General features: G+C 73.1%; 14 protein-coding genes. 10 read left to right on the top strand and 4 right to left on the bottom strand.

All coding sequences use genetic code 11. The features are described 5' to 3' along the window. The first annotated feature begins 250 nt into the window (after nucleotides 1-250). From KV381_RS11505 to KV381_RS11485, 5 genes are all read left to right on the top strand, one after another. Nucleotides 251-1162, top strand: a complete 912-nt coding sequence (locus tag KV381_RS11505) for a hypothetical protein (RefSeq protein ID WP_030625842.1) — start codon at nucleotides 251-253, stop codon at nucleotides 1160-1162. Then, nucleotides 1159-2079 carry a 5-deoxy-glucuronate isomerase gene (iolB, locus tag KV381_RS11500; RefSeq protein WP_030077587.1) on the top strand — a complete coding sequence of 307 codons (921 nt, stop codon included), beginning with the start codon at nucleotides 1159-1161 and terminating at the stop codon, nucleotides 2077-2079. Before KV381_RS11505 ends, iolB begins: the two co-directional genes overlap by 4 nt. Continuing rightward, nucleotides 2076-4103 carry a 3D-(3,5/4)-trihydroxycyclohexane-1,2-dione acylhydrolase (decyclizing) gene (gene iolD, locus KV381_RS11495; protein WP_218785160.1) on the top strand — a complete coding sequence of 676 codons (2028 nt, stop codon included), beginning with the start codon at nucleotides 2076-2078 and terminating at the stop codon, nucleotides 4101-4103. Before iolB ends, iolD begins: the two co-directional genes overlap by 4 nt. A gap of 41 nt (nucleotides 4104-4144) precedes the next feature. Next, entirely contained in the window at nucleotides 4145-5647 is a 1503-nt protein-coding gene (locus KV381_RS11490) for a CoA-acylating methylmalonate-semialdehyde dehydrogenase (protein WP_086780146.1), read from the top strand. Nucleotides 5648-5728: 81 nt separating this feature from the next. Beyond that, on the top strand, nucleotides 5729-6334 hold the full coding sequence (locus KV381_RS11485; protein WP_103536324.1) for a DUF4291 domain-containing protein: 606 nt from the start codon (nucleotides 5729-5731) through the stop codon (nucleotides 6332-6334). Nucleotides 6335-6340: 6 nt separating this feature from the next. On the opposite strand, the gene KV381_RS11480 is transcribed toward KV381_RS11485, so the two are convergent. Further along, nucleotides 6341-6964, bottom strand: a complete 624-nt coding sequence (locus tag KV381_RS11480; RefSeq protein WP_218785159.1) for a hypothetical protein — start codon at nucleotides 6962-6964, stop codon at nucleotides 6341-6343. 332 nt (nucleotides 6965-7296) lie between these two features. Then, the gene (locus tag KV381_RS11475) at nucleotides 7297-7722 is read right to left on the bottom strand and encodes a GNAT family N-acetyltransferase (RefSeq protein ID WP_218785158.1); all 426 of its coding nucleotides are present in this window, start codon (nucleotides 7720-7722) and stop codon (nucleotides 7297-7299) included. A gap of 144 nt (nucleotides 7723-7866) precedes the next feature. On the opposite strand from KV381_RS11475, the gene KV381_RS11470 reads away from it, so the two are divergent. From KV381_RS11470 to KV381_RS11455, 4 genes are all read left to right on the top strand, one after another. Then, entirely contained in the window at nucleotides 7867-10521 is a 2655-nt protein-coding gene (locus KV381_RS11470; RefSeq protein ID WP_218785157.1) for an alpha/beta fold hydrolase, read from the top strand. Next, the gene (locus KV381_RS11465) at nucleotides 10518-11429 is read left to right on the top strand and encodes an ABC transporter permease (protein ID WP_030077599.1); all 912 of its coding nucleotides are present in this window, start codon (nucleotides 10518-10520) and stop codon (nucleotides 11427-11429) included. The genes KV381_RS11470 and KV381_RS11465 overlap by 4 nt, the downstream gene beginning before the upstream one ends. Before the next feature lie 214 nt (nucleotides 11430-11643). Beyond that, nucleotides 11644-13248 (top strand): von Willebrand factor type A domain-containing protein, encoded by a 1605-nt coding sequence (locus KV381_RS11460; RefSeq protein ID WP_256995045.1) that lies wholly within the window; start codon nucleotides 11644-11646, stop codon nucleotides 13246-13248. Between the two features lie 147 nt (nucleotides 13249-13395). Beyond that, complete coding sequence (locus KV381_RS11455; protein WP_086777196.1) at nucleotides 13396-13863, top strand: DUF1772 domain-containing protein; 468 nt, start codon at nucleotides 13396-13398, stop codon at nucleotides 13861-13863. A 3-nt stretch (nucleotides 13864-13866) separates the two neighbouring features. Here the strand turns inward: KV381_RS11455 and KV381_RS11450 are convergent, their stop codons facing one another. Continuing rightward, nucleotides 13867-14478, bottom strand: coding sequence for a GNAT family N-acetyltransferase (locus tag KV381_RS11450; RefSeq protein ID WP_230543978.1), 612 nt, complete (start codon nucleotides 14476-14478; stop codon nucleotides 13867-13869). Between the two features lie 112 nt (nucleotides 14479-14590). Between KV381_RS11450 and KV381_RS11445 the strand changes: the two genes are divergently transcribed. Then, nucleotides 14591-16060 (top strand): FG-GAP and VCBS repeat-containing protein, encoded by a 1470-nt coding sequence (locus KV381_RS11445; protein ID WP_218785155.1) that lies wholly within the window; start codon nucleotides 14591-14593, stop codon nucleotides 16058-16060. Nucleotides 16061-16113: 53 nt separating this feature from the next. Here KV381_RS11445 and KV381_RS11440 read toward each other — a convergent pair whose 3' ends face one another. Further along, nucleotides 16114-16989, bottom strand: coding sequence for a peptidoglycan-binding protein (locus KV381_RS11440; RefSeq protein ID WP_030625862.1), 876 nt, complete (start codon nucleotides 16987-16989; stop codon nucleotides 16114-16116). Nucleotides 16990-17342: the final 353 nt, after the last annotated feature.

Raw genomic sequence — 17342 nt, 5'->3', positions numbered from 1 at the left:
GCGCCCAGCCGCACCCCGGTGCTCCGGCCGACCCCAGCGCTCCGGCGACCCGGCAGGCCCCGCCGGACCCCGGCACCCCGCCGGACCCCGGCACCCCGCCGGACCCCGGCACCCCGCCGGACCCCGGCACCCCGCCGGACCCCGGCACCCCGCCGGACCCCGGCACCCCGCCGGACCCCGGCACCCCGCCGGACCCCGGCGCTTCCGCCGCCCCCCACACCCCCGCGGCCCCCCGGACCGGAGCCGACTCATGACGCCGCTCGCGCCTTCGCTCTCCGAGCTGGTCCGGCTGCGCGCCGAGCGGCCGGAAGCCGTGGCCGAGGCCGCCGCGCGACGGAAGCGGCGGCGGCTGATCCGTGCCACCGGCGACCGGTTGATGATCATCGCGGCCGACCATCCCGCGCGCGGCGCGCTCGCCGTCGGGGACCGGTCGCTCGCCATGGCCAACCGCTTCGAACTGCTGGAGCGGCTCTGCCTCGCCCTCTCCCGCCCCGGCGTCGACGGAGTGCTCGCCTCCGCCGACGTCCTGGACGATCTCCTCCTCCTCGGAGCCCTGGAGAACAAGATCGTCATGGGCTCGATGAACCGCGGCGGGCTGGCCGGCGCCGCGTTCGAGCTCGACGACCGGTTCACCGGATACCGCCCCAACGACCTGGTCCGCCACGGGTTCGACGCCGGGAAGCTGCTGCTCCGCATCGACCACGACGACCCCGGTTCGCTGGACACCCTGCACACCGCCGCCCGGACCATCGACGCGATGGCCGCGCACCAACTGCCCGTCTTCGTCGAGCCGTTCCTCTGCCGCCGCGTCGACGGCCGCCTCCGCAACGACCTCGGCGCCGCCGCCGTGGCGACTTCCATCGCCATCGCGTCGGGCCTCGCCGGGACCTCCGCGTACACCTGGCTCAAGGTCCCCGTCACCGACGACCCCGACGCCATGGGCCGGGCGATGGAGGCCTCCACCCTGCCCGCCGTCCTGCTCGGCGGCGAGGTCGGCGACGACCAGGACGCCGCGTACGGGAAATGGCGCGACGCGCTGCGGCTGCCCACCGTGCGCGGGCTGGTCGTGGGGCGCTCGCTGCTCTACCCGGTCGACGGGGACGTGGCCGGCGCCGTCGACACCGCCGTAGCGCTGCTCCGGACGGGTAAGGAGGGGGCATGACGACGCATCATCCCCCTCCCGACCGAGGGCAGCGGCACACGTTCCACCTCCCGGCCGGCAGCGCCGCACGCGGGGCGTACGCCGTCGACATCGATCCCGCTCGGGCCGGCTGGGACCGCTCGTCCCTGCGGGTGCTGGAGCTGGAGCCGGGCGGTGTTCACACGCTCGTCACCGGCGGTAGTGAATGGATCGTCCTGCCGTTGGCCGGTGGCTGTACGGTGCATACAGCAGGTGGGACCTTTGAACTGCTGGGCCGGGAAAGCGTGTTCAGCGGGGTATCCGACTTCGCCTACGTACCGCGCGACGCCCACGCACAGATCTCCTCCGGCGCAGGAGGCCGCTTCGCCCTGGCAGGAGCGAAGTGCGAGCGACGACTCCCCGCTCGCTACGGCCCCGCGCCGGAGGTACCCGTCGAGCTGCGCGGCTCCGGGACCTGCTCGCGACAGGTGAACAACTTCGCCGCCGCCGACACCTTCGACTGCGACCGGCTGATCGCCGTGGAGGTCCTCACCCCCGGCGGCAACTGGTCCTCCTACCCGCCCCACAAACACGACGAGCACGTGCCGGGCGAGGAGTGCGAACTGGAGGAGATCTACTACTTCGAGGTGCAGGACGGCGGTCTCGGCTACCACCGCGTCTCCCCGTCGCGCGACGGCGGTACGGACGTCCTCGCCGAAGTGCGCGGCGGTGACGCCGTCCTCATCCCCGACGGCTGGCACGGCCCGTCCATCGCCCCGCCCGGCCGGACGCTGTACTACCTGAACGTGATGGCCGGGCCGGGGGAGGAGCGCGCCTGGCTGATCCGCGACCATCCCGACCACCGCTGGATCCGCGACACCTGGCCAGGCGAGCCGATCGACGCCAGACTCCCGCTGTACACGGCGCATCCGTCGCCCGGCCCGGAGGTAACGCCTTGAGCCCGACGAGTCCCGCGAGCCCGACGAGTCCCGCGAACCCCCACTGTCCCACCCGGCGGCTGACCACCGCTCAGGCACTGGTGGCCTTCCTGGCCCGGCAGTACACCGAGCGCGACGGCCGCAGGCAGCGGCTCATCAGCGCCACCTGGGGCATCTTCGGGCACGGCAACGTCGCGGGCATCGGCCAGGCGCTCGTGGAAGCGGCGGCGGGCGGCGGCCCCGGCGGCCCCGGTGGCCCGGGAGGCCCCGGCGGAACCACCCACGGCACCCCCACCCCCACCAGCCCAGGCCACCGCATGCCCTACCTCCAGGGCCGCAACGAACAGGCCATGGTGCACGCGGCCGTGGGGTACGCCCGTCAGTCGGGGCGGCTCTCGGCGCACGCGGTGACCACGTCCATCGGCCCGGGGGCCACTAACCTCGTCACCGGGGCCGCCCTCGCCACGATCAACCGCCTGCCCGTCCTCCTCCTGCCCGGCGACACCTTCGCGACCCGGCCCGCCGACCCCGTACTGCAACAGCTCGAAGTGCCGTACGCGGGTGACGTGTCCGTCAACGACTGTCTGCGCCCGGTCTCGCGCTACTTCGACCGGATCACCCGGCCGGAGGCGCTGATTCCGGCCGCCCTCCAGGCGATGCGCGTCCTCGCCGACCCGGCCGAGACCGGGGCCGTCACGCTCGCGCTGCCGCAGGACGTCCAGGCGGAGGCGTACGACTGGCCGGAGGAGTTCTTCGCCGAGCGCGACTGGCACGTCCGCAGGCCCGCCCCCGACACGTTCGAACTGGAGGCGGCGGTACGGGCGGTCCGCTCCGCCCGCCGCCCGCTGATCGTCGCGGGCGGCGGGGTCCGGCACAGCGCCGCCGAGGAGACGCTCGCCGCGTTCACCGCCGCGACCCGCATCCCGGTCGCCTCCACCCAGGCCGGCAAGGGCGCGCTCCGCCACGACCACCCGGCCGACGTCGGCGGCATCGGCCACACCGGCACCGCCACCGCGGACGAACTGGCCCGCACCGCCGACCTGGTGATCGGCGTCGGCACCCGCTTCTCCGACTTCACCACCGCGTCCGGCACGCTCTTCGCCGATCCGGCGGTCCGCTTCCTCCACCTCAACATCACCGGCTTTGACGCCCACAAGCTGGCCGCCCTCCCGCTGGTCGCCGACGCCCGCGCGGGCCTGGAGGCGCTGACGGCGGCGCTCGCCGGACGCGGCTACCGGGTCGACCCGGCGTACGAGACGGAGTACACCGGCGCGAAGGAGGCGTGGGAGGAACGGGTCGAGGCATCCTTCGCCACCCCCGCCCCCGCCGCGCGCCCCACCCAGACCCAGGTCCTCGGCCTCCTGGACACCCTGGTCACCGAGGACGACATCCTCATCAACGCCGCCGGCTCCCTCCCCGGCGACCTGCACAAACTCTGGCGCGCCCGCTCCCGCGACCAGTACCACGTCGAGTACGGCTACTCCTGCATGGGCTACGAGATCCCGGCCGCGATCGGCGTCCTGCTCGCGACCGGAAGCCAGGGCCGTGCGGGCCGTCCCGTCTGGGCGCTCGTCGGCGACGGCACGTATCTGATGAACCCCACCGAGATCGTCACCGCTGTCCAGGAGAACCTGCCGCTCAAACTGCTGATCCTCCAGAACCACGGGTACGCCTCCATCGGCGGCCTCTCCGAGGCGGTCGGCGCCGAGCGCTTCGGTACGGCCTACCGCCACCGGGACGCCGACGGCGGCTTCACCGGCCCTCCGCTCCCCGTCGACCTGGCCGCCAACGCGGCCTCCCTCGGCCTGCGGGTCCTGCGCGCCACCACCGTCGACGACCTGCGCAAAGCCCTCTCCGAGGCACGCGACGCGGAGGGCCCCACTTGTGTCTACGTCGAGACCGAAACGCCCGACACAGTGTCGGGCCCGCCTCCGGCACAGGCGTGGTGGGATGTTCCGGTAGCCGAAACCGCGAGCCGACCGGCGGCGGTCAAGGCCCGGGAGGAGTACGACCGGCAGGTCGCCGCCCGACGCCGCCACCTGTGAGACCGGCCCCCACGCCTGCCTGAAGCCTGAAGGAGTACGTCATGACGAAGACCGTCAACCACTGGATCGGCGGCAAGACAGTGGAGGGCACGTCGGGTCAGTACGGTCCGGTCACCGACCCGGCCACCGGCGCGGTCACCACGCAGGTGGCGCTCGCCTCCGTCGAGGAGGTCGACGCGGCGGTGGCGGCGGCGAAGGCCGCGTACGCGACGTGGGGCACCTCCTCGCTCGCCCAGCGCACCGCCGTCCTCTTCCGCTACCGCGCGCTGCTGGACGCCCACCGCGACGACATCGCCGCGCTGATCACCGCCGAGCACGGCAAGGTGCACTCGGACGCGCTGGGCGAGGTCGCCCGCGGTCTGGAGATCGTCGAGCTGGCCTGCGGGATCACCACCCAGCTCAAGGGCGAGCTGTCCACCCAGGTGTCCAACCGGGTCGACGTCTCCTCGATCCGCCAGTCGCTCGGCGTCGTCGCGGGCATCACCCCGTTCAACTTCCCGGCCATGGTGCCGATGTGGATGTTCCCGCTGGCCATCGCCTGCGGCAACACCTTCGTGCTGAAGCCCAGCGAGAAGGACCCCTCGGCCGCCAACCTGCTGGCCGAGCTGGCGTCGGAGGCGGGCCTTCCGGACGGCGTGCTCAACGTCGTGCACGGCGACAAGGTCGCGGTGGACGCCCTCCTCGCCCACCCCGACGTGGCCGCCGTCTCCTTCGTGGGCTCCACCCCCATCGCCCGCTACATCCACGCCACCGCCTCCGCCAACGGCAAGCGGGTCCAGGCGCTGGGCGGCGCGAAGAACCACATGCTCGTCCTCCCGGACGCCGACCTGGACGCGGCGGCCGACGCGGCGGTCTCGGCGGCGTACGGCTCCGCCGGTGAGCGCTGCATGGCGATCTCCGCCGTCGTCGCGGTCGGCGCGATCGGCGACGAGCTGGTCGCCAAGATCCGCGAGCGGGCCGAGAAGATCACGATCGGCCCCGGCAACGACCCGGCCTCCGAGATGGGCCCCCTGATCACCGCGGCCCACCGCGACAAGGTCGCCTCCTACGTCACGGGCGCCGCCGCCCAGGGCGCGGAGGTCGTCCTCGACGGCACGGGCCACACGGTCGAGGGCTTCGAGGACGGCCACTGGATCGGCCTGTCCCTCCTGGACAAGGTCTCCACCGACTCCGACGCGTACAAGGACGAGATCTTCGGCCCGGTGCTGTGCGTGCTCCGCGTCGACACGTACGAGGACGGCGTCGCCCTCATGAACGCCTCGCCGTTCGGCAACGGCACCGCGATCTTCACCCGCGACGGCGGCGCGGCCCGCCGCTTCCAGCTGGAGGTCGAGGCCGGCATGGTCGGCGTCAACGTCCCGATCCCGGTCCCGGTGGGCTACCACTCCTTCGGCGGCTGGAAGGACTCGCTCTTCGGCGACCACCACATCTACGGCAACGACGGCGTGCACTTCTACACCCGCGGCAAGGTCGTCACCACCCGCTGGCCCGACCCGGCCGACGCCCCGGCCGGCGTCGACCTGGGCTTCCCGCGCAACCACTGACCGACGCACCCCCCGGCCGCGCCCGGGCATCCGGCGAAAACCGGATGCCCGGGCGCGCCCGCGTCCCGCATCCTGGGGCACATGAACACCCCGCCCCACCCGCCCCGTTACGAGATCCGCGCGCTCCACACCGCCACCACGGTCACCGTCTACCAGGCGTACCGCCCCGCCATCGGCCTGCCCGCCGCTCGCGACGGACGGTTCCCGGCGGAGTGGAAGCGCGACCGGATGACCTGGATCAAGCCCAGCTTCCTGTGGATGATGTACCGCTGCGGCTGGGGCACGAAGGAGGGCCAGGAGGTCGTCCTCGCCGTCGAGATCGACCGGAGCGGCCTGGAATGGGCCCTCGCGCACGCCGAACTCTCCCACTACGTACGCAAGGTGCACCCCGACCAGGCGTCGTGGAAGCGGAGCCTGCGCACCGCCCCGGTCCGGGTCCAGTGGGACCCCGAACGCGACCTCGACCTGAACCCGCTCCCGTACCGCTCCCTCCAGCTCGGCCTGAGCGGCGAGGCCGCCCGGCGGTACGCGGACGAGTGGACCGTGTCCGTCCGCGACGTCACCCCGCTCGCCCGCGAGGTGCGCGCGGCGGTCCGGGCGGGGGAGCGGGAGCGGGCCGCCGGCCTGCTGCCGGTGGAGACGCCGCTCGACCTCGCCGCGCCCCGGCCGGTGCCCGCCGGCTCCTGAGCCGCCTCAGGCCACCTCCGCCAGGGAACGTGTCGCCCTGCGTACGTCGGCGAGGTACGTGACCACCTGCGGGTCCCTGCGCCACGGTTCCAACGACCGTCCGTAGACGCGCAGATACTCCATTCCCCGCAGGCTTCCCAGCCGGGTGAAGAGAGCCAGGGACTCACGGCCCAGGTGCAGGCTCTGGGCGAGGTCGCCGTTCTGGGCGTGCGCGGAGGCCAGGACCGAGAGCCGTACGCTCCGGGAGCGGACGAAGGCGTCCGACGGCATGGGGCCGGCGGCGTTCCACGCGCTCGTCGAGCGCTCGTCGCCCGCGCGGGCGTGCGACCGCGCCTCGATCAGCTTCGCGAAGCCCGCCACGCGGGGATCGAGGGTCTGCCCGCGCCGGTACGCGCCCTGCGCCCTGTCGATGGCCTCGGACGTGAAACCGCGCATCAGCGACTGCATCGCCATGGTGGCGAGGATGTACGAGCCCAGGTCGGCGTCGCCGCCGGCCCGGGCCGGCCGGAGCGCCTGGATGAAATGGCGTTGGGCGATGAGCTGCCGTGCAGCAGCGGCGCGGCCCGCCCGTACAGGTATTCCGTGAGGGAAGCCGACTTCCGGTTCGCCCCGCCGAAGCGCGAGTCCCACGGGCGCGCATGGTCGGCGGCCTCCCTGAGCTCCGCGATGTGCGCCCGGTCGACCAGGGGGGCCGGTCTCGCGCGCCCGGGTCGCTTCCGCCGGGTGAGGAACTGGCGGCGGTGCGCTTCAACAAGCAGCTGCTTCGGTCACGGCGTCGTCCTGACGCCGGGCGAACTCCGGACCCAGCAGACTCGGGTCGCGCACCAGTTGGCCCCGGACGTGTGGGTGTACCGGCCCGCCTGCCCTTCGCGGGCTCCGAGTTCGTTCACCCCGTGGGGTTCCTGCTCTATGCGATCTTCTCGCGTGGTTCCCGAAAACAGTTCCGCCGGGTGGCGCCCCGCCTACCGCGACGCACCGCCCCCGAACTCCCACACCAGCCCCCGGAACCCGCCGTCGTTCCGCGCCCCCGCCGCCCCGTACGTCGCCAGCGCCGCCTCGTTGTCGGGCTCCACCCCGACCCACACGTCGTAGCACCCCCGCTCCCGGGCGAGGTCCACCAGCGCCCGTGTCAGGGCCCCGCCGATGCCCCGGCGGCGGAACGGTTCGTCGACGCCGAGTTCGTACAGGCACATCTCCGTGCCCTTGTCCGGGTGCAGCATCTCGATGCCCGAGACGAAGCCCGCCGGGACGCCGTCCACGTACGCGATCAGCATCACGTGACCGTCCGCGGCGAGGAAGCGGGTGGCCCAGACCTCGCGGGGCGGTGCGTCGAAGAGGTGGCCGGCGGCCAGGAGTTCCGCGACGGTCGAAGCGGGGCGAATGTCCACAAGGGCCTCCCGGGGTAAGGGTTTCCGTGCGCGTTCCGTACCGCGTCCGGAGTACGGCGGGGGCGGAGCGTACCTCTCAGGGAGGCCGTTCACCTCCCCCTGGCGGCACGCAACCGGCTTGCGTCCTCCGTTTAGGGTCGAGGGATGGAGACCCCTACTGCTCGACGGTGGCGCCTGCTGCCCCGTACCCGTGGTCGGTGGGCCGCGGCCGTGGCCGTGCTCGCCGTGCTCGTGGGCGGCGGCACCTGGACCGCCGTCGCCGACGACGGCTCGCCCGCCGTGCAGCGCGAGGACCGGACGCTGCGCATGGACGGGGTGCCGATCGACACCTCGTACTTCCACGCCAAGGGTTCCGGTAAGCGGCCCGCCGTGCTCATCGGCCACGGTTTCGGCGGCAGCAAGAACGACGTCCGGGCCCAGGCCGAGAAGCTGGCCGCCGACGGATACGCCGTGCTGACCTGGTCGGCGCGCGGCTTCGGGAAGTCCGGCGGGGAGATCTCCCTCAACGACCCGGACCACGAGGTCAAGGACGTCTCCCGGCTCATCGACTGGCTGGCGACACGCCCCGAGGTGGAGCTGGACGGCAACGGCGACCCCCGGGTCGGTCTCACCGGCGCCTCCTACGGCGGGGCCGTCTCCCTGCTCGCCGCCGGGCACGACGAGCGCGTCGACGCCATCGCGCCCGTGATCACCTACTGGAACCTCGCCGACGCCCTCTTCCCCGACGGCGTCTTCAAGAAGCTCTGGGCCGGCATCTTCATCACCACCGGCGGCGGCTGCGAGAAGTTCGAGAAGCGGCTCTGCGCGATGTACGAGCGCGTCGCCGTCAGCGGCAAGCCCGACGCCGAAGCGGTGAAACTGCTCACCGAGCGGTCGCCGTCCGCCGTCGCCGACCGGATCAAGGTGCCCTCGCTCCTCCTCCAGGGGCAGTCCGACTCCCTCTTCCCGCTCGGCCAGGCCGACGCCATGCAGAATGCCATCAGCGCCAACGGCGCGCCCGTGTCCGTCGACTGGATCTCCGGCGGGCACGACGGCGGCGACAGCGAGACGAGCCGGGTCGAGGGGCGGGTCGGGGACTGGTTCGACCGGTATCTCAAGGAGGACACCGGCACCGGCACCGGGCCCGCCTTCCGCGTCAGCCGGACCGGCGGCGTCGACTCCACCGACGGCGCCGCCCTCCTGCGCGGGGCGAGCAGCGACACCTACCCGGGGCTGCGCAGCGGCGGCCGGGACATCGCGCTCGGCGGCGGGACCAAGACCTTCCGCAACCCGGCCGGGGCCGCGCCGCCCGCCATCTCCGCCGTGCCCGGCGTCGGCGGCGGACTCGCCCAGCTCTCCTCCCTCGGCGTCGGGCTCTCGCTCGACTTCCCCGGACAGTTCGGCCGGTTCGAGTCCGCCCCGCTGGACACCTCCGTGCGCGTCACCGGCACGCCCACCGTCACGGTGAACGTGACGGCGAACGGCGACCGGGACGCGGTGCTCTTCGGCAAGGTGTACGACGTGTCGCCGGACGGCAGGCAGCAGGTACTGCCCCACCAGCTCGTCGCCCCCTACCGGATCACCCCCGACCGGCAGGGCAAGCCCATCGAGCTGGCGCTGCCCGCCGTGGACCACGAGTTCGACGCCGGACACCGGCTGCGCCTCGTGTTCTCCGCGACGGACCTCGGTTACGCCTCTCCGGCCGAGCCCGCCACCTACAGCGTGACCGTCGACGGACCGCTGACGATCCCCACCGCACCCGCCGTGGAGACCGCCGCTGCCGCCCTCCCCTGGTGGACCTGGGGCCTCCCGGCCGCAGCCCTCGTCATCGCGGCCGCACTCCTGCTCACCGCCCGGCGGCGGACCGCGACGCTCGCCCCGGACCCCGAACTCACCGACGTACCGCTCCAGATCACCGGGCTCTCAAAGAAGTACGCCAAGTCCGTCGACCGGTACGCCGTGCGCGAGCTGTCCTTCCGCGTCGAGAAGGGCCAGGTCCTCGGACTCCTCGGGCCCAACGGCGCGGGCAAGACGACCACCCTGCGCATGCTCATGGGGCTCATCACCCCCGACGAGGGCGAGATCCGCGTCTTCGGGCAGGCCATCCGGCCGGGTGCCCCGGTCCTCTCCCGCGTGGGCGCCTTCGTCGAGGGCGCGGGCTTCCTGCCGCACCTCTCCGGGCGCGCCAACCTCGATCTGTACTGGCAGGCCACCGGCCGGCCCGCCGAGGACGCCCACATCGACGAGGCGCTGGAGATCGCCGGGCTCGGCGACGCGCTGGCCCGGGCGGTGCGGACGTACTCCCAGGGCATGCGGCAGCGGCTCGCCATCGCGCAGGCCATGCTCGGCATGCCGGATCTGCTGATCCTGGACGAGCCGACCAACGGGCTGGACCCGCCGCAGATCCGCGAGATGCGGGACGTGATGATCCGGTACGCGGCCGGGGGCCGGACCGTCATCGTCTCCAGCCACCTCCTCTCCGAGGTCGAGCAGTCCTGCACCCACCTGGTCGTCATGGACCGGGGCCGGCTCGTGCAGGCCGGTCCGGTCGCCGAGATCACCGGATCCGGCGACATGATCCTGGTGACCACGGCCGATGAGGTGTCCGAGCCGCTGGCGGAGAAGGTCGCCGCCCTGCCCGGCATCGGCTCCGCCGTCCGCACCGACGACGGGCGCGGGCTCCTCGTCCGCCTCGACGGGGCCACCACCTCGCGGCTCGTCGCCGACCTCGTCCGGCTCGACGTCCCGGTCACCGGCGTCGGACCGCACCGCCGCCTGGAGGACGCCTTCCTCACCCTGATCTCCGGAGGAGCAGCATGAGCGCCCCCGTCCAGCCGCCCGCGGTCCGGGTGGAGACCGAGCACCCGGAGGCCGCGGGCTACCGCGCCGGGCGCACGCTTCCCCTCCGCGTCGAGGCCATGCGGCAGCTGCGCCGTCGCCGCACCCTGCTCATGGGCGGGGTGCTCGCCGCCCTCCCCTTCATCCTGATCATCGCCTTCGCGATCGGCGGCACGCCGGACGGCGAGGACGGCGGCGGGGGCCGGGGCGGCGGCAGCCGGATCAACCTGATGGACGTGGCGACCGAGTCCGCCGCGAACTTCGCCGCCACCTCGCTGTTCGTCTCGGCCGGATTCCTGCTGGTCGTGCCGGTGGCCCTGTTCTGCGGGGACACCGTCGCCTCCGAGGCGAGCTGGTCCTCGCTGCGCTATCTGCTCGCCGCACCCGTGCCACGCGTCCGGCTGCTCTGGTCCAAGCTCGTCGTCGCGCTCGGCTTCAGCCTGGCCGCGATGGTGCTGCTGCCGCTCGTCGCGCTGGCGGCGGGCACGGCGGCCTACGGGTGGGGGCCGCTGAAACTGCCCACCGGGGGTGCGCTGGCCGCCGGGGACACGGTGCCGCGCCTCGCGATCGTCGTGGCGTTCATCTTCGTCTCCCAACTGGTCACCGCGGGCCTGGCGTTCTGGCTGTCCACGAAGACGGACGCCCCGCTCGGCGCGGTCGGCGGCGCGGTGGGCCTCACCATCGTCGGCAATGTCCTCGACGCGGTCACCGCGCTCGGCTCCTGGCGCGACTTCCTGCCCGCGCACTGGCAGTTCGCCTGGGCCGACGCGCTCCAGCCGCAGTTGGAGTGGGGCGGCATGATCAAGGGCGCGGCCGTATCAGTGACCTATGCCCTGATTCTGTTCGCGCTGGCCTTCCGGGGGTTCAGTCGTAAGGACATCGTGTCCTGAACCTGATGTTCCGCCGGTTTCCGTCCGCGGGTGGCCCGCTGTTGCCGCATCGAGACGGTTCCGCAACGCTTTCGTCGACTCCGGTCGGCGGTCCCGTACGTCACATTCACAGGTGTCGAGGACACCGTGACGACGTGGGGGGTTACGTATGTATCGGATCAGCCGACGAGACGAAGAGCGCGCGGGGGGCCGGGCGGGGCGCCGGGCCGGAGGCATGGCACTCCTCCTGGCCGGCGCCCTGCTGATCACCGCCTGCAGCGCGAGCGACGGAGGCTCGGGAACCACCCGGGACCTGAGCTCGGGCAAGCGCGACGGGCAGGGACCGACCGGCGGCGGGCAGCCCGCGCCGGACGTGGCGGCGCCCGAGAAGGGCCGGCAGTCCGGGGAGAACGGGGCCTCCGCCGCGCCGGACGTCAAGGCGCCCGACTATCTCTCCACCTTCGCCCTGGACGTGGACACCGCCAGCTACGGCTACGCGCGCCGCACCCTCGGCGACGGCAGCCTGCCCAACGCCCAGGACGTACGCCCCGAGGAGTTCGTCAACAGTTTCCGCCAGGGTTACGAACGGCCGAAGGGCCCCGGCTTCTCGGTGAACGTCGACGGCGCGCGCATCGACGGCGGGAAGGACGGGAAGAGCGCGAAGGGCGGCGGAACCGGAGCCTCCGACTGGTCGCTGCTACGGGTCGGGCTGGCCACCGAGGCCGCCCCGTCCACCGCCGAACGGCCGCCCGCCGCGCTCACGTTCGTCGTCGACATCTCGGGGTCCATGGCCGAGACCGGCCGCCTCGACCTGGTCAGGAAGTCGCTGAACATCCTCACCGACGAACTGCGCGACGACGATTCCATCGCTTTGGTCACCTTCAGCGACGAGGCCGAGACCCGGCTGCCGATGACCCGGGTGAAGGGCAACCGGAACCGGATCAAGGACGCGGTCGAGGAGATGCAGCCGGCGCAGTCCACCAACGTCGAGGCGGGCATCACCCTCGGCTACGAGAAGTCCGTCGACGGCCACCGCGAAGGCGCCACCAACCGGGTGGTGCTCCTCTCCGACGCCCTCGCCAACACCGGTGACACCGAGGCCGAGTCCATCCTGAAGAAGATCGACTCCGCCCGCCGCGAGTACGGCATCACCCTCTTCGGCGTCGGCGTCGGCAGCGACTACGGCGACGCGTTCATGGAAACGCTCACCAACAAGGGCGACGGGAACACCACCTACGTCGGAGACGAGGAGCAGGCCCGCAAGGTCTTCGTCGACCAGTTGCCCGCCCACCTCGAAATCCAGGCTCGCGACGCCAAGGCCCAGGTGGCGTTCGACCGGAAGACCGTGCAGCAGTTCCGGCTGATCGGCTACGAGAACCGCAAGGTCGCCGACGAGGACTTCCGCGACGACAGCGTCGACGGCGGCGAGGTCGGCCCCGGCCACACGGTGACCGCTCTGTACGCCGTACGGCTGCGCGAGGGCGCGTCCGGCACCGTGGCCAAGGCCACCGTGCGCTGGCTCGACCCCAAGACCCGCAAGGCCCAGGAGAAGACCGGAACGGTCACCACCGGGGCGATCGACGGCCCGCTGTGGAGCGGCGAGCACGACCGGCTGCAAGTGGCGGCCGTGGCCGCCTACTTCGCCGACCACCTGCGCCACGGCGACCTGCCCGGCGCGCCCGGCCTCCGCGAACTCGCGTCCCGCGCCTCCGCGCTGGCCGAGACGACCGAGGACAGCGCCGTCAGGAAGCTGGCCACGGCCATCGGGCAGGCGGACCGGCTGGAGGGCGGCGCCGGCACGGACGACGGACCGGAACCGAGCGAGGGCGAGATCGGCTGATACGGGAGCGACGGGAGCGACGGGAGGGATAGGAGGGGCAGGGGCGTCCGGCGAGGGCCGGGCGCCCCTGCGCTGCGCCCCGGCCGGCCCTGCCCCGGCTCGTACGCGCATACGAGAAAACGCCGGTGCGGGCCGCCCCCGCAGGTCATGATGTCCGCCATGACCTCCCTGTTCCTGGTGCTCTCGGCGATCGTCAACGGCCTCTACGCGGGCTTCCTGCTGACCTTCCTGATCGCGGTCATGCCCGGTCTGGCCGAGCTGACGGACGAACAGTTCACCGCGGCCATGCGCCGCTTCAACGAGAAGGTCCCCGGGCCCGTCTTCCTGGTCCTGTTCGTCGGGGCCGTCGCGCTTCCCGCCGCCGCGTTCTTCACCGGTCTCGGCGAGCACGACGAGACCACGGGACCGGCCGTCCTGGGAGCGCTGATCTGCGTGGTCGTCAGCCACCTGGTGACCATCGCCGGCAACGTCCCGCTCAACAACGCCCTCGCCGCCGCCGAGGGCGGCGACGACAGCACCGCCCGCGCGGCCTTCGAGTCCCGCTGGAACACCTTCCACCAGGTGCGCACCGCGTTCAACCTGGTGGCGTGCGTCCTGCTGGCGGTCGCGCTGTAGGAGTCAGCCGGCCGCCCGCCCGTCCGCCTCGGCCCGTTGCGGGTGGCGGGGTCCGAGCAGCACGACGAGGGCGGCCGCGCCGGGCACGCGGGCGCCGATCCGCCGCCAGCCGGTCCGCTCGTACAGGCGCAGCGCCGCCTCGGCCCGTACGGAGGTCAGCAACCAGCAACGGCCGTCCGGGGCGGCCTCGGTCACCGTGTGCAGCAGCGCCGCGCCGATCCCCGCGCCGTGGGCCTCCGGCGCGACCGCCAGTTCGTTCACCTCCAGCGCGCCGCACAGCCAGGCCCGCGTGCGCCCGGCCCCGAGCGCCTCGGCGACCTGCCCGTAGCTGCGGTCGGCCGGAAAGACCTCCGGGGTGATCCAGGCCGTGGCGAAACCGGTCACCGTGCCCCCGGCCGTCGCCACCGCCGCCGTGAACCCGGGCCGCAGGGCGTCCCGGGCGAGCCGCTCCGCGTAGGCGTCGGCCGTCGCCGGATCCTCGTTCCAGGGCGGGGCCGCGAACGCCCGCGCGTACACCTCGCGGATCCCGTCGGCGTACCGGTCCAGCTCTCCGGCCCGCACCGTTCGTACCTCGGTTCGTACCTCAGCCGTCATCGCACCGTCCTTCACCGTCATGAGCGGACCCTAGAGGGTGAACTGTCGTACGAGGCACAACCCTTCGCCCGGTACGCCGGTCTCAGGAAGTACGAGCGGCCACTCGACACCCACCCCAGCAGAAGGAGTCCCCGTGACATCCCGAGCACTCGGCACCGGTGTGGTCCTGGCCCTCACCCTGGCCACCGCGATCGTCGCCCTGCCCGCCACCGCCCATGCGGCCCCCGCCCCGGCCCCCGACCCCCACGGCCCGCGCGCCGACTTCAACGGCGACGGCTATCCGGACCTGGCGTTCGCCGCGCCCGGCGCGACCGTGAAGGGGTTCAAGGGCGCCGGATACGTCGGCGTGGCCTACGGATCCCGCAACGGAATCAAGGACTCCGCGAAGCGGGTGTTCACCCAGGCATCGGCGGGCGTGCCCGGCACCCCGGAGGCCGGTGACACCTTCGGCGGCGCCGTCGCCTCCGCCGACCTCGACCGGGACGGCTACGCGGACCTGGTCGTCGGCTCGCCGGGCGAGAAGATCGGCCCGGCCGTGGGCGCGGGCGGCATCACCGTCCTGTGGGGCGGTCCCAACGGACTGGCGGGCGGGGCGAACCTGCTGGCCGGGGAGGAGTACGCGGGCATGGGCCGGCAGCTCGCCGTCGGTGACTTCGACGGCGACGGCGCCCCGGACATCGCCGCGGCGGGCTACGCCGATCTGTACGCGCTCAGCGGACCGTTCACCCGCGACGGCGCCGCCGCCCGGACCACCGAGGTCCCGAACCGCTACGACCACCGCTATCTCGACCTGGCGGCGGGCGACCTGAACGGTGACGGCCGCGACGATCTCGCCGCCGTCTCCAACAGCGGTGACGAGTACGACGACCGGCGCATCGAGACCGGCCTCGGCGGTCCGGACGGCCTCGGCGCCGAGCTCACCGTGGTCAGGGGCGAGGACGGCTACCGGCTGGAGGGCGGCGAGCACATCGCCGTCGGCCATGTGAACAACGACCGGTACGCCGACCTCGCCGTCGGACGCGGGGTCGGGGGCTACGACAGCGACCTCGACCTGCCGCTGTCCAAGGGCGGCATGCTGACGTACGTACCGGGCAGCGCGACCGGACCGCGGGGCACCGAGGCCACCGTCCTCAACCAGGACTCACCCGGTGTTCCCGGCGCGGCCGAGCACGGCGACGGCTTCGGTTCGTCCGTCGCCATCGGGGACACCGACGGCGACGGCTACGGCGAGATCGCGGTGGGCGTGCCCGGCGAGGCGCTGGGCACGGTCGAAGCGGCGGGCGGCCTCGTCATCCTGCCCGGAACCGCCACCGGCCCCACGGGCACCGGCAGTTATGGCTTCAACCAGGGCACGCCGGACGTCGTCGGGGCCGTGGAGAAGGGCGACCGCTTCGGCGGCGCGGCGATCCTGCGCGACCTGAACGGCGACGGCCGCACCGAACTGGCCGTGGGCGCCCCCGGCGAGAACGCGGGCGAGGGCTCCCTGTGGGGGTTCCCGGCCACCGCCTCCGGCCTCGTGGCCAAGGGCTCGTTCAGCTTCGGCCACGGGACGCTCGGCACGGTCGCCACGAAGGCGCAGCTGGGCAGCGGCTTCAACCGCTGATCCGCGCCCGGCTCTCCTCCCCTCGGAGAGGAGAGCCGGGCCGGCTGTCCGTACTACACGTTGGGCACCTTGAGCCGGTCCCAACTGCTCTTCCCGGGAATGCCGTCCGCGTCGGAGCCCGAGTAGCCCAGCTTGCGCTGCCAGGCGGCGTACGACTTCCGGTCGGCCTCGGACCAGGCGGGACCCGGACCCACCGTGTACCGCCCGCAGCCCTCGGCCACCAGCCGCTTGCCCATCGCCGTGACGATCGCGCTGTTGCGGCCGACCTTGAAGAACGCGGCCCCGGGGAACGGTTCGTACGTCGGCTTCGGCGGCGGCTTGGAGGGGCCGTCGGGGGCGCCGCCGAGCCGCTTGCCGATCCGGGTGCGCATCGAGTTCATCGTGAACCCGCGCGGATCGACCTTGCCCGGCTGCCACTCCAGGTGCCCGATCACCGACCGCTGCGACCAGCCGTGCGCCCGGCAGACGGCCGCGGCGGCCCGCTCGATCGCCAGCAGCTGGGCCGCCGGCCAGGGATCCTTGCCGTCGCCGAGGTTGACGCACTCGAAGCCGTAGAAGTGCCTGTTGCCGTCGGTGTTGGCCTCGTTGTCCGGGGGCAGCGCCTTCTCCGCGATGACGGCGCGCAGCACGTCGTCGTCGCCGAGCCCGGCGTGGTTGGCCCGCCCGTTCCCCACGAGGTGGACGGTGCCGTCCTTGGCGATGACCCCGTGGCAGAGCGGACCGGGCAGGGCGGAGTGGCCGTTGTAGCAGAGCTCGACGGAGGACGCGGTGCCCGAGGTGACGGTGTGATGGATCATCACCCCGTGCGTCGGACCCCAGGGGCCTTTGTGGTTCCGGTTGTTGGTACGCCAGCTCCGGTGTTCGACGACGTGGAGGCCTTCGTCGCGGAGGGCTTTGAGCAGCTTGTCGGCGGACAGCGGCGTCGCCATCGCGGCGCTCCTTTCCCTGATGGTGCGTAGATCACGCGGGTGCTCCGGTGTGGGGGCGGCGGGACCGGTGGACGGACGGCGGCGCGGAGCCGCGTACTCCCGCCGGATGTCGGGGCGGTCGGGAGCGCCTGTGGTGGGGATTCCGCCTTCGGGCCCCCTGATCGATTTGCCCGCTGCCGGGCCCCGCCGAACGTCCCGTCGGGCGGAAGGTTTCCCCGGACTCGAACCCCCGTCCGGGTTTGCCCGAACTCCTGCCCGATGTGCATGGCCGATGTGCATGCCCGATGTGCATGGCCGATCCGCGTGGCCGCCGAAGCCGCCCCGACGCCACATCCGTGGCTACTCCCGCTGTC

The sequence above is a fragment of the Streptomyces sp. WY228 genome, from assembly GCF_019287315.1.
Lineage (GTDB): Bacteria > Actinomycetota > Actinomycetes > Streptomycetales > Streptomycetaceae > Streptomyces > Streptomyces caviscabies.
This window is presented reverse-complemented; position numbering and strand designations above follow the sequence as displayed.

What these genes read in the sequence shown, in the direction of transcription:
- KV381_RS11465 (WP_030077599.1), top strand. Translation starts at nt 10,518, where the DNA reads ATGAGCGCCCCCGTCCAGCCGCCCGCGGTCCGGGTGGAGACCGAGCAC.
- KV381_RS11460 (WP_256995045.1), top strand. Translation starts at nt 11,644, where the DNA reads ATGGCACTCCTCCTGGCCGGCGCCCTGCTGATCACCGCCTGCAGCGCG.
- KV381_RS11485 (WP_103536324.1), top strand. Translation starts at nt 5,729, where the DNA reads ATGAACACCCCGCCCCACCCGCCCCGTTACGAGATCCGCGCGCTCCAC.
- KV381_RS11450 (WP_230543978.1), bottom strand. Translation starts at nt 14,478, where the DNA reads ATGACGGTGAAGGACGGTGCGATGACGGCTGAGGTACGAACCGAGGTA.
- KV381_RS11470 (WP_218785157.1), top strand. Translation starts at nt 7,867, where the DNA reads ATGGAGACCCCTACTGCTCGACGGTGGCGCCTGCTGCCCCGTACCCGT.
- KV381_RS11440 (WP_030625862.1), bottom strand. Translation starts at nt 16,989, where the DNA reads ATGGCGACGCCGCTGTCCGCCGACAAGCTGCTCAAAGCCCTCCGCGAC.
- iolB (WP_030077587.1), top strand. Translation starts at nt 1,159, where the DNA reads ATGACGACGCATCATCCCCCTCCCGACCGAGGGCAGCGGCACACGTTC.
- KV381_RS11455 (WP_086777196.1), top strand. Translation starts at nt 13,396, where the DNA reads ATGATGTCCGCCATGACCTCCCTGTTCCTGGTGCTCTCGGCGATCGTC.
- KV381_RS11490 (WP_086780146.1), top strand. Translation starts at nt 4,145, where the DNA reads ATGACGAAGACCGTCAACCACTGGATCGGCGGCAAGACAGTGGAGGGC.
- KV381_RS11505 (WP_030625842.1), top strand. Translation starts at nt 251, where the DNA reads ATGACGCCGCTCGCGCCTTCGCTCTCCGAGCTGGTCCGGCTGCGCGCC.